9 protein-coding genes are annotated in these 11,925 nt (G+C 40.0%); 2 read left to right on the top strand and 7 right to left on the bottom strand.

Annotated features, from left to right (window positions below; all coding sequences use genetic code 11):
- Positions 1-234 precede the first annotated feature (234 nt).
- Positions 235-1,917 carry an energy-dependent translational throttle protein EttA gene (gene ettA / locus BLR27_RS17920; RefSeq protein WP_090707211.1) on the bottom strand — a complete coding sequence of 561 codons (1,683 nt, stop codon included), beginning with the start codon at positions 1,915-1,917 and terminating at the stop codon, positions 235-237.
- Between the two features lie 189 nt (positions 1,918-2,106).
- On the opposite strand from ettA, the gene BLR27_RS17915 reads away from it, so the two are divergent.
- Together BLR27_RS17915 and BLR27_RS17910 are read left to right on the top strand one after the other, a co-directional pair.
- Positions 2,107-4,644 (top strand): ATP-dependent Clp protease ATP-binding subunit, encoded by a 2,538-nt coding sequence (locus BLR27_RS17915; RefSeq protein WP_090707209.1) that lies wholly within the window; start codon positions 2,107-2,109, stop codon positions 4,642-4,644.
- A gap of 93 nt (positions 4,645-4,737) precedes the next feature.
- The gene (locus BLR27_RS17910; RefSeq protein WP_090707208.1) at positions 4,738-5,124 is read left to right on the top strand and encodes a hypothetical protein; all 387 of its coding nucleotides are present in this window, start codon (positions 4,738-4,740) and stop codon (positions 5,122-5,124) included.
- A 72-nt stretch (positions 5,125-5,196) separates the two neighbouring features.
- Here the strand turns inward: BLR27_RS17910 and BLR27_RS17905 are convergent, their stop codons facing one another.
- The 6 genes from BLR27_RS17905 to BLR27_RS17880 all read right to left on the bottom strand — a co-directional run bounded on the left by BLR27_RS17905 (position 5,197) and on the right by BLR27_RS17880 (position 11,244).
- Positions 5,197-6,015 (bottom strand): enoyl-ACP reductase FabI, encoded by an 819-nt coding sequence (locus BLR27_RS17905; protein ID WP_090707206.1) that lies wholly within the window; start codon positions 6,013-6,015, stop codon positions 5,197-5,199.
- Positions 6,016-6,085: 70 nt separating this feature from the next.
- Positions 6,086-7,750 (bottom strand): DNA repair protein RecN, encoded by a 1,665-nt coding sequence (gene recN, locus BLR27_RS17900; protein ID WP_090707204.1) that lies wholly within the window; start codon positions 7,748-7,750, stop codon positions 6,086-6,088.
- A gap of 68 nt (positions 7,751-7,818) precedes the next feature.
- A complete protein-coding gene (gene porD, locus BLR27_RS17895) occupies positions 7,819-8,718 on the bottom strand; it encodes a type IX secretion system protein PorD (protein ID WP_090707202.1) in 900 nt (299 codons plus the stop codon).
- Positions 8,715-9,914, bottom strand: coding sequence for a bifunctional phosphopantothenoylcysteine decarboxylase/phosphopantothenate--cysteine ligase CoaBC (gene coaBC, locus BLR27_RS17890; protein ID WP_090707197.1), 1,200 nt, complete (start codon positions 9,912-9,914; stop codon positions 8,715-8,717). The genes porD and coaBC overlap by 4 nt, the downstream gene beginning before the upstream one ends.
- 69 nt (positions 9,915-9,983) lie before the next feature.
- Positions 9,984-10,310, bottom strand: a complete 327-nt coding sequence (locus tag BLR27_RS17885; protein WP_090707195.1) for a DNA-directed RNA polymerase subunit omega — start codon at positions 10,308-10,310, stop codon at positions 9,984-9,986.
- 1 nt (position 10,311) lies between these two features.
- Positions 10,312-11,244: an outer membrane protein assembly factor BamD gene (locus BLR27_RS17880; RefSeq protein WP_090707193.1), complete on the bottom strand. Its 933-nt coding sequence runs from the start codon at positions 11,242-11,244 to the stop codon at positions 10,312-10,314.
- Positions 11,245-11,925 lie beyond the last annotated feature (681 nt).

The following is an 11,925-nucleotide window of genomic DNA, read 5'->3' as shown; positions in this document are numbered from 1 at the left end:
TTAATTCCCGGAGAACACCTTAATTTGCCTTTGCCCTTGTAACTATTGTAAAACACAAGTTCTATACTCTGTTTTACTTTTACAAGTCTAAAGGAGAACACCGACCATAGGATAATGGTGGTACATCTTGTAAGTGTTCTCACCAACCATCTCTTTCCCCCCACGTGAACTAATCCAAAAGGAAAATACCGGAATCAGCAGAACACCATCCCCCTGACCCCGGTGTATTTTTATTTAATCTGTAAGTTTCTTATACCGGATGCGGTGCGGTTGAACATCACCGGTACGTTTTTTCCTGTTCTCTTCGTATTCGGAGTAATTGCCTTCGAAATAATAAACCTGTGAATTACCTTCAAATGCGAGAATATGGGTACAAACTCTATCCAAAAACCATCGATCGTGAGAAATAATAACTGCACACCCTCCGAAGTTTTCGAGACCTTCCTCCAATGCCCTTAGAGTGTTCACGTCAATATCATTTGTTGGCTCATCCAGCAGGAGTACGTTCGAGCTTTTCTTAAGGGTAATAGCAAGATGCACCCGGTTTCTTTCTCCTCCGGAAAGTACTGCCACCTTTTTCTGCTGGTCTGCACCGTTGAAGTTGAATTTGGAAACATAAGCCCTTGAGTTGACAGGTCGGTTTCCTAATAAGATCGTTTCCTGGCCGTCGGTAATATTTTCCCAAACTGATTTCTCAGGATCCAGGTCGTCATGCATCTGGTCAACATATCCCAATGCTACGGTTGGACCTACTCTGAATGATCCCGCATCCGGAGTCTCCTGGCCCGTAATTAATCGGAAAAGAGTTGTTTTACCTGCACCATTTGGTCCGATGATCCCAACGATTCCTGCAGGTGGGAGAGAGAAGCTTAGGTTTTCAAACAATAATTTATCGCCGTAAGCCTTCGTAACATTCTGCGCTTCGATAACGAGGTTACCTAATCTTGGTCCCGGCGGAATGAACAACTCCAGTTTGTCTTCTCTTTCCTTAGTGTCTTCGGAGGCCAGTTTTTCATAGTTTGATAAACGAGCCTTCGACTTTGCATGGCGAGCTTTAGGTGCCATCCGAACCCATTCGAGCTCTCTTTCGAGTGTTTTCTGACGCTTGCTTTCTGTTTTTTCTTCCGAAGCCAGTCTTTTCGCTTTCTGATCAAGCCATGAAGAATAGTTCCCTTTCCAGGGAATGCCTTCACCACGATCAAGTTCCAGGATCCATCCTGCAACATTATCAAGGAAATACCTGTCGTGGGTTACTGCTATGACCGTACCCTTATATTGTTTCAGATGCTGCTCAAGCCAGTCAATACTCTCGGCATCGAGGTGGTTGGTTGGCTCATCAAGTAATAGAACATCAGGTTCCTGAAGCAGAAGGCGACACATTGCTACTCTTCTGCGTTCTCCGCCTGACAAAGTGGCAATTTTGGTGTCCGGCTCAGGACAGCGTAATGCGTCCATTGCCCTTTCCAGTTTACTGTCAAGCTCCCAGGCCCCGCAAGCATCAATTTGGTCCTGTAATTCTCCTTGCCGTGCGAGCAGTTTGTCCATCTCATCCGCATTCTCATATACCTCCGGAAGGCCAAATTTTTCATTGATCTCTTCGTATTCTTTTAAGATAGCAGTTGTTGAGGCAACACCCTCTTCAACAACCTCACGAACGGTTTTTTGGGCATCCAGTAGGGGTTCCTGAGCTAGATAACCAACCGTATATCCAGGAGAGAAAACAACATCTCCCTGGTATGATTTGTCTAAACCGGCAATGATCTTGAGAAGGGATGACTTACCTGAGCCATTTAGTCCGATTACGCCGATCTTTGCACCATAGAAAAACGATAGATAGATATTCTTAAGTACTTGTTTCTGTGGAGGGTAAATCTTATTTACCCCAGCCATAGAAAAGATTATTTTTTCGTCTGACATTTGTATTGATTATTGAACTCCAAATATCGTATTTTAGTCAGAGACATGTCAACTTTATTATGTCATATGTCCAGAAAACCATTTTTCATTAAATGGCGTAATTGTTGATAACTTGTTACAAGTACGTCAGGTTTATTAACCTAATAATTTAATAGATTAGGGCGTTAAAACATACAGAAAGGTAATATAATGGAAGCGAAATTTTCCCCACGCGTCAAAGACGTGATATCATATAGCCGGGAAGAAGCCCTGCGTCTGGGTCATGATTATATTGGAACAGAGCATTTGTTGCTGGGTCTCATAAGGGAAGGAGACGGCATGGCAATAAAAATATTAAAGGGTGCCGGTGTTGATACAGCCAGGTTACGAAAGTCTGTGGAAGATTCTGTTAAAGGAACTTCCAGCACTACGGTCAATCTGGGTAACATTCCCCTGACCAAGCAGGCTGAAAAAGTTTTGAAGATAACGTACCTCGAAGCAAAGATATTTAAAAGTGATATTATAGGTACAGAGCATCTGTTACTCTCAATCCTGCGGGATGAAGATAATATAGCTTCTCAGATCCTTCAGCAATACAATGTCAATTATGATATATTTAAGGCTGAAGTAGAAAACAATAAGGAAGGTTTCCGTGACGAAGCTCCGGGAGGATCTCCTGCAGGTGACGATGATTTCAGAGAAGAAGAAAGCTTCAGTCAGCCTAAAAAGGTTTCTGATATTAAATCAAAAACTCCGGTTCTTGATAATTTCGGTCGCGACCTGACCCGTGCTGCAGAAGATGGAAAATTGGATCCGATCGTTGGTCGTGAGAAAGAAATTGAGCGTGTTTCTCAGATCTTATCACGTCGTAAAAAGAATAACCCAATCCTTATCGGTGAACCTGGTGTTGGTAAATCTGCAATTGCAGAGGGACTTGCTCTGAGAATTGTTCAGCGTAAAGTATCGCGTGTTCTATTTAATAAGAGAGTAGTTACTCTTGATCTTGCTTCATTGGTTGCCGGCACTAAATACCGCGGACAATTTGAAGAGAGGATGAAGGCAGTAATGAATGAGCTGGAGAAATCTCCGGATGTTATTCTCTTTATTGATGAGATACATACCATTGTTGGTGCTGGAGGAGCTTCAGGGTCTCTGGATGCATCGAATATGTTCAAACCGGCATTGGCACGTGGCGAAATTCAATGTATTGGAGCCACCACTCTTGATGAGTACCGTCAGTTCATTGAAAAGGATGGCGCTCTCGACCGTCGTTTCCAGAAAGTGATGGTGGAGCCGGCAACACCTGCTGAAACCATTGAAATTCTGAATAGAATTAAAGAAAAATATGAAGAGCATCACGGTGTTACCTATACCGATGAAGCCATAAATGCTTGTGTGAGTTTAACTTCACGTTATATTACGGATCGCTTCCTTCCTGATAAGGCTATTGATGCCCTTGATGAGTCGGGGTCCCGTGTTCACCTGACCAATATTCATGTTCCGCAAAATATCATTGATGTGGAGCAAAAAATTGAAGAGATCAAGATCGAGAAGAATAAAGTAGTTCGCAGTCAGAAGTATGAAGAAGCTGCCAAACTTCGCGATACTGAAAAGAACTTGCTTGAAGAGCTTGAAAAAGCAAAAAGTGAGTGGGAAGCCGAAACAAAAACAAAACGTTATACTGTAACTGAAGATAATGTTGCTGAGGTTGTTTCTATGATGACCGGAATTCCTGTTCAAAGAGTCGGTCAGACTGACAGCATTAAATTGCTCGGAATGTTTGATGCGATCAATAGCAGGGTTATCGGACAGGAAGATGCGGTTAAAAAATTAACAAAAGCAATTCAGCGTACCCGTGCGGGATTGAAAGATCCTAAAAAGCCAATTGGCTCATTCATTTTCCTTGGTCCGACAGGGGTTGGAAAAACCGAATTAGCCAAAGAACTTGCCCGCTTCATGTTTGACACCGAGGATGCTTTGATCCAGGTAGATATGAGTGAGTACATGGAGAAGTTTGCTGTTTCACGCTTAGTTGGAGCGCCTCCGGGATATGTGGGATATGAAGAAGGCGGACAGCTGACCGAAAAAGTAAGAAGAAAACCATATGCTGTTGTGCTTCTTGATGAGATCGAAAAAGCTCACCCTGATGTGTTTAACATTCTGTTACAGGTGCTTGATGAAGGCCAGCTGACCGATAGTTTAGGTCGCAAGGTAGATTTCAGAAATACGATCATCATCATGACTTCAAATATTGGTGCCCGTCAGTTGAAAGATTTCGGTCAGGGTGTTGGTTTCAGCACTGGTGCAAAAACTTCTCAGGCTGATACCTATTCAAGAGGTGTTATTGAGAATGCTTTGAAGCGTGCTTTTGCTCCGGAGTTCCTGAACCGTGTGGATGATGTTGTCGTGTTCAATTCATTAACTAAGGATGATATCTTCAAGATCATTGATATTGAACTTAAGTCTCTATTCGACAGGATCCAAAGTCTGGGTTATACAATTAAACTTACAGATGCAGCCAAAGATTTCATAGCAGAAAAGGGATACGATTCTAATTTTGGTGCCCGTCCTTTGAAACGTGCTATCCAAAAACATCTGGAAGATCCAATTGCTGAAGAGATCCTGAAAGGGGAGCTGACAGAAGGAGATACTATGGAAGTAGACTATGATAAGGAAAAAGAAGAGATCAGTATTGTAGCTAAAACCAAAAGTGCTAAAAGGAAGAAGGAAGAGAAAAAAGAAGAGTAATATCAATTTATATTATCAAAAGGGGAATGGTTGCATGCAACCATTCCCCTTTTTTTTCGTCCTATAAGTACAGGCAATTCCTGTATAGATTTTATGAAAAAGCCCATTCTTTTATTTGCCCTGTTTATTTTAGTTCTGAGTGCGGGATGTAAGAAGGAGCAAATTGTTCCCAACCGCACAATACTTACCACCCTGAATTCCGGAAGCTGGATCAAGCTTGATGGAGGTCGTTCTTATACCGCTTCCATCAATATGCCTGAAATTGATAATTATTTTAATGATTATGGAGGTGTTTTGGTTTATGTTTCATTTGAAACCGGAACATATGAACAGATTCCACAGGTCTATAATGGAGTATCCTATAGTTATTTGACCCGTTCCGGTCAGATAGTGATTGAGATTCAGAGTTCTGATGGCCTTGCAGTAGTAACTCCCCCGGGCTCCGTGAAAGTGAAAATAGTTTTAGTTGAATCAATCTGATCCTGAAATTCATTAAAACAAAAACCCCGAAAGCCATGGCTTTCGGGGTTTTTGTTTGTTTTATTTATAGATTTAGCTATTTTCTACTCCTAATCTGTACATCACATCATCACTTACACCTGTAGACGAATATCCACCATCATGGAACAGGTTCTGCATGGTAACCATGCGGGTCAGATCCGAGAATAATGTAATACAGTAGTCAGCGCATGATTCTGCATCAGCATTACCCAAAGGGGCTATTGCGTCTGCATAGTCATAAAAACTTCCAAAACCTTTTATGCCTGTACCAGCAGTGGTTTTGGTTGGCGATTGAGAAACAGTGTTGATACGTACTTTTTTATCAAGACCGTAATGATAACCGAAACTTCTTGCGATTGACTCAAGCATTGCCTTGATATCAGCCATATCAGTATAGAAAGGGTAAGTACGCTGTGCAGCCATATAGGTAAGAGCTACTACGCTTCCCCATTCATTTATGGCATCAAGCTTCTTGGCAACACTCAGCATTTTATGTAATGATAATGCTGAAACATCAATTCCCTTTTGAAAATATTCATAGTTTAACTCAGGGTAAGGAATCTTTTTACGAATATTTACGCTCATTCCAATCGAGTGAAGAACAAAATCAATTTTCCCACCCAGAATTTCCTGTGATTGAGTAAATAGGTTAGTAAGGTCTTCTACGCTTGTAGCATCAGCCGGAACGATCTGTGAACCTGTTGCTTCAGCAAGTGTGTTGATCTCGCCCATGCGCATGGCGATTGGTGCATTGGTCAAAACGAATACAGCGCCTTCCTCATGAGCTTTTTCTGCAACTTTCCAGGCTATTGAATTTTGATCCAAAGCACCTGAAATGATTCCTCTTTTACCTTTCAGTAAGTTATACATATGATTAATTTTTGTTTTTTGTCGTAAATAAAAAGGTAAAGTTATTATTAATCTCTAATTCTTAAACTCTTTAAAAATTAAACAGTAATTCACGCGCATTTTGAATTGCCGATTCGCCAGGATTATCGCCACTTAACATTTTTGCGAGTTCCAGTATCCGCTCTTCTTCATTGAGTTTGTTAATATTCGTATAGGTGATATCGTCCTTTTCATCTTTATACACCCGGTAATGGGTATCCCCTTTACTGGCTATCTGGGGTAAGTGTGTGATGGCGATCACCTGCATGTTTTTCGACAGTTTTTCCATGATGTTACCAACTTTCAAGGCAACCTCTCCGGAAATTCCGGTATCGATCTCATCAAAAATTATTGTGGGAAGTGCTGTATGCATTGCAATAAGTGATTTTATACTCAGCATCAGCCTCGAAAGTTCACCTCCTGAAGCAACTTTGTTCATGGGTAATGGCGACTGGCCTTTGTTTGCACTGAATAGAAACCTGATCTGATTGTTTCCGTTCAGATCAAACTTGCCTTCAGGCAAAGTTTCGTTCACAACTTGAAGTATAGCATTTGGCATTCCTATCTCAGCAAGTGTTTTCATGACCTGCATTTCAACTTTAGGTATAGATTCATTCCGGGTTTTACCCAATTGCACTGAAAGGTTCAGTACTTCATGATAAAGTTTATCGACTTCAAGTTTTAATTTTTCAATATCCTCATCCGCAAATAGAATGCTGTTGAGCTTAATTGAGATTTCATCGCGAACCGCAATTAGTTCGATCTCTGAACCTGCACGGTGCTTTTTTTGTAGAGAATAAAGAAGATCAAGACGGTCGTTTACCTCTTGTAGACGTGATTCGTTTATCAGGCTGCCTTGCTCTATTCGTTCGATCTCAGAAAGGATATCCTTAACTTCTATCAGGCAACTGTTAAGACGCTCTGTCAGGCTGCTTATTTCAGGATTGTACTTTTCTGCATTCGCCAGGTTGACAGCTGCTTCTTTGATCTGCACGATCGCCGAAGGTTCAGTCTCACTTAGAACAGATATGGAACTTAACAGACTTTTCTTAATATCCTCGGCATGTGTAAGCGCATCGAGTTCTTGTTCCAGTTCTGTTTGTTCACCAGTGCTGAGATTTGCTTTTTCCAACTCGTCAAACTGAAATTGAAAGTAATCCAGGTCAGATTTTGATTGTTCGCTCTGGCTGATGAGTTCTTTCAGACGAGCCTGTGCCTTTTTGTATGATCTATAAACCTCGCGGTAATTGTTTAAGAGGCTTTGGTTTCCTGCGACTGTATCAATGACCAGGAGCTGAAAATCCTCGTCATTGATCTCCAGCGTGGCATGTTGAGAGTGTACATCTATTAATTTTTCGCCGAGTTTTTTCAGGGTGGTCAGGTTTACTGGAGTATCATTAATAAATGCTCTTGTCTTCCCATCAGAAGAGATCTCTCTTCTTAAAACAGTTTCGAGGTCGTAATCCAGGTCGTTCTCTGCAAAAAACTCATTCAGCTGAAATTCGTTAACAAGAAAGGTTCCTTCAATCACACATTTTTTCTGTTGATTAAAGAAATACTTGCTTTCTGCCCGCTGACCGAGGATCAGTGATAATGCACCAAGGATAATTGATTTACCTGCTCCGGTTTCTCCGGTCATGATATTCAATTCCTTCGAAAAAGAAATATCCAGATTATCAATTAAGGCATAATTTTTAATCGCCAGTCGCTTGAGCATGTAGTAGGTAAAGTTTGAGCTAAATTAATAATTAGGTTTGAATGGCTTAAGAATTATGAGGTATATTCCTACCTGGTTTTTTTTAATGATTCGTACTTTAAACTGTTTGCAGGATCAATCTCTGATAAAACATTGAAAGCTTTTAATTTGTCCTGAGTATCAGCTGAACTTAATATATTAATGATCTCGTCAGATTTAGCGGTAAAAAATATCTGATTTAAGATAGAGCCTTGTTTTTGTTTGTCAATTTTTTGAAGTTGAGGAATAACCGACAAAACCGCTTTAAGACCTTTTGATTTATTTTCTGCCATTACATCCAGCCCATCTCTGTGATAAATATAGAGGCTTTCGCGGATTGGATTATATGATTTGTTCGTTAGGTTTTCAACGAGCCAAAACCGGTTGCGTAAATTTTCAAAAGCCTTCCATCCTGTATTCGGTGCATTTTGTGCATTGTTCAGAACTGTTTGTGCTTTCTGAAAGTAGGGGGTGCCACCAAATTTAGAGAATGAATCATAATCCATTCCTGTGATGATGTAGGCATAAAATGCCAGGAGAGAGCTTAAGTTGCTGATATAATTCTGGTCTGAAAAATCGAGTGCCTGTCCTTCGGAATAAGTAAATCCAAATTCATTATCACTGATATTCAATAAGGTACTGTTATAGCTGCTGTTAAATACAGGTCTGTTTGACTGAATCTGTGCTTCCGCCTTAAAATTGCTTGAACCGTCCCAATCTATAATTGTAATTACGAAATTGCAGTCAATGCGCTCCTGAGGCTGTAATGCATCCGCTGTCCATCTTCTTCCATTTAAAAAATCTTTAATGCTAGCTTCAAGAATATCCAGAATGCGTTTATTTGAATTGGATAACTGTGGTGCAAGTATTTGAACACGAGCATTCAGGTCCTGTGCAAAAATCACAGGGGAAATAATCAGAAGCATTAAGATTAGCAATAGATGTTTCATCCTAATAAATCTAATACTTTTTTACAGATATCTGCAGCGACTTCATTCTTAGGTTTAAGCTCAAAGCTCTCTTTGTTATGATTGCGATCAATGATCGTTATCTTATTATTATCATTTTTAAATGCTCCACCCTCATCGTTCAAAGAGTTTAAAACTATAAAATCGAGGTTTTTCTTTTCAAGTTTTTTGATTGCATTAGCTACTTCATTGTCTGTCTCCAGTGCAAAACCAACCAGAATTTGTCCCGCTTTTTTCTCCTGGCCTAGTGTGGCCAGTATATCGGAAGTTTTGACCAGTTCCAATCCGAATTCTGAGCTATCCTTTTTTATTTTTAATGCAGAAACCTCTTTGGGCCGATAATCTGCAACCGCAGCACAAAGTATAGAAATATCAGTCCCGGGGAAATTGGAAAGTGAAGCTTTCAGCATTTCCTCAGCGGAGGTAACATCTATTCTGTTAATGTTTTTATCGGATAATTTTAATGCGCTGGGTCCGCTTATGAGAGTAACATTTGCTCCTAGCGCAGATAGTTCTTCAGCAATGGCATATCCCATTTTACCTGAAGAATGATTTCCAATAAACCTGACCGGATCAATAGCTTCGTAGGTAGGTCCTGCAGTTACCAATGCTTTTTTACCTGTTAGAGGAAGTTTTTTTTTAAGGTCATGGCTTATGAATCCGATAATTTCATCCGGCTCTGCCATTCGTCCTTCACCGGTTAAGCCACTCGCCAATTCACCATAGGCAGGTTTGATCATGAAGTTGCCATAACTGAGCAGCGAATTGATATTTTTCTGGGTTGCCGGGTGTTTCCACATATCCAGATCCATTGCAGGAGCAAAATACACTGGGCATTTTGCAGACAGGTAAACCGCCGCCAGCAGATTGTCGCATAGGCCATTTGCGAATTTAGCCAGCGTATTTGCGCTGGCAGGAGCAATGATCATCGTATCTGCCCATAAGCCCAGCTCAACATGATTATTCCAGCTTCCGGTTTTCGGATCGAAATATTCTGTTAAAACTGGATTTTTTGATAGGGTAGAAAGAGTTAGGGGTGTAATGAAGTTACAAGCGTCCCTGGTCATTACTATCCTGACATTTGCACCGGCCTTAACAAGCAGACGGGTTAAAACCGCAGATTTATAGCTAGCTATACTTCCGCAAACGCCAAGTAAGATATTTTTATTTGTAAGCATAGGGCATGGAGTCTACCCATCTGAAAGCATGCATGGGGCATAGTACAAGGAGTACTATGCTCCTATGCTTTAGTTTTGCTCTTTAGAAGGATTGCGGTAATAAACCTTATTGTGTAAAAACTCATCAACAGCGATCAACGAAGGCTTAGGCATACGTTCATAGTGTTTAGAGATTTCAATTTGCTCACGATTTTCGAATACTTCCTCTAAATTATCATTGGAAGATGCAAACTCCGCTAATTTACCATGAAGCTCTTCCTTCAGGTTATTCGCGATCTGGTTAGCACGTTTACTGATAATTACAATTGACTCATATATATTGTCGGTCGTTTTATCTAACTCACGAACATCACGTGTTACTGTGCTGTTTGGAATAACTGGTTTGATAGTACTCATTTTATTTGTTTTTAGTTTCTTCTTTTTTAGTTTCTTCTGCAGACTTTGCTTTTGTTGCTGCTTCTGCAGCTTTCGCTTTGTCCTGCAATATTTTCATTTCAGCTTCCTGGATAGCGATCAGCTTTTTTACGTCTATTATAGCTTTTTCAGAATTCTTCTTTATCTCTTCTCCTTCTTTTAAATATTTGCTGGATGGATAGTTTTTAGCAAATTCAGCAAACAAGTTAATGGCTTCATTGTAGCGCTCTTCCTGTTTCATTTCTAAACTTGCTTTTGCATACAAGGCTTGTGCTTTGATTGTAAGAAATTCCATTTCCTCAGCATATTTAGTGTCAGGAAAATCGCTAGCAGAATTTCTAAAAGCGATCACTGCCGATTTATAGTCGCCGATATCCAGAAATAGCTTAGCATTGGCATAAGATTTCATTTCCAATTTATCGCGCAGGTTACTGATCAACTTGCTTGCTTCAGCTACACGGTCGCTTTTAGGGTATAGGTTTATAAATAGTTGTAAAGATTCAATGGCTTTGATGGTATTTTCCTGATCCAAAGAAAATACAGGTGATTCAAGGTAAAAACAATAAGCTGCCATAAAACGGCATTCTTCTGCTTTTGCGCTGGATGCATAAGTATCGGCAAATGTTTTAAAATGATATCTGGCCGTTGTATAGTCTTTCAGCTTATAATTAGTGTATGCAAAATAATAGGAAAGATCTTCTGCTTCCGCTGTTCCACGATATTTCTGAACGAGGTCATCAAATAAACCAAGAGCTTTGCTGTAGTCCTTTTTATCGTACAAGCGGACAGCTTCACGGTATTTTTTGGCGGTATCGCTGCTTGCCCGTAATTTTTCATATTTGCTTTTGCAGCCTGCAAATGCAACTATTATTAAGAGTAATATGCTTAGGGTTACTTTAAGCTTGTTTTTAAACATTCTGCAAAGATAAGGTAAATCAGTAAAACATCAATTATATTTATGACTAATATATATGTATCCTATATATATAGCTACGAAAGTATTTCTTTAGTTTATTTGATCCATAATTTTAACAGATTTTAACAGTCGGGTATTTTTTGCCGGCCAGGTAATTGTGCCTCCTCATTATATATTAAAGGAAAGATTTCAAATATTAAATTAAACCTTATTTTTTGGGGATCGTTAAAGAGTTAATGATTAGGGTTTGTAAGAACCAGGAATCATGAATCAGGAACCAAGAACCAGGAACCAAGACAATTCAGTGCTAATTTCAAATTTTCTGTTTTTTTTCAGACCTCATACTTCAGGCCTCATACTTCATACTTCATACTTCATACAACAGACCAATTGAGCCAGGAGCCAGGAATCAAGACGATAATGTGCTAATTTTAATACTGCAGTATTTTTTCTGATATCTGACCTCCGATGATAGAACAAAGATCAAGGAACAAGGACGAAGTGCTAATTTGAAATCAGAGCCTTTATTCGGACAACAGACCAATGGAGCCAAGAGCCAGGAATCAGGAACCAGGAGCCAAGAACCAGGATTAATTTGCAATGAGCACTCTTACTACTAACTAACCAACTAAAAAGATCAAGGAACCAGGACAATTCAGTGCTCATTTAAAATGAGCAGTT

It is taken from the genome of Daejeonella rubra (assembly GCF_900103545.1).
Classification (GTDB): Bacteria; Bacteroidota; Bacteroidia; order Sphingobacteriales; family Sphingobacteriaceae; genus Daejeonella; species Daejeonella rubra.
This window is presented reverse-complemented; position numbering and strand designations above follow the sequence as displayed.

Bases quoted from the DNA above. Each gene is read 5' to 3' on its own strand.
- ettA (WP_090707211.1), bottom strand. From the start codon at position 1,917: ATGTCAGACGAAAAAATAATCTTTTCTATGGCTGGGGTAAATAAGATT.
- BLR27_RS17915 (WP_090707209.1), top strand. From the start codon at position 2,107: ATGGAAGCGAAATTTTCCCCACGCGTCAAAGACGTGATATCATATAGC.
- BLR27_RS17910 (WP_090707208.1), top strand. From the start codon at position 4,738: ATGAAAAAGCCCATTCTTTTATTTGCCCTGTTTATTTTAGTTCTGAGT.
- BLR27_RS17905 (WP_090707206.1), bottom strand. From the start codon at position 6,015: ATGTATAACTTACTGAAAGGTAAAAGAGGAATCATTTCAGGTGCTTTG.
- recN (WP_090707204.1), bottom strand. From the start codon at position 7,750: ATGCTCAAGCGACTGGCGATTAAAAATTATGCCTTAATTGATAATCTG.
- porD (WP_090707202.1), bottom strand. From the start codon at position 8,718: ATGAAACATCTATTGCTAATCTTAATGCTTCTGATTATTTCCCCTGTG.
- coaBC (WP_090707197.1), bottom strand. From the start codon at position 9,914: ATGCTTACAAATAAAAATATCTTACTTGGCGTTTGCGGAAGTATAGCT.
- BLR27_RS17885 (WP_090707195.1), bottom strand. From the start codon at position 10,310: ATGAGTACTATCAAACCAGTTATTCCAAACAGCACAGTAACACGTGAT.
- BLR27_RS17880 (WP_090707193.1), bottom strand. From the start codon at position 11,244: ATGTTTAAAAACAAGCTTAAAGTAACCCTAAGCATATTACTCTTAATA.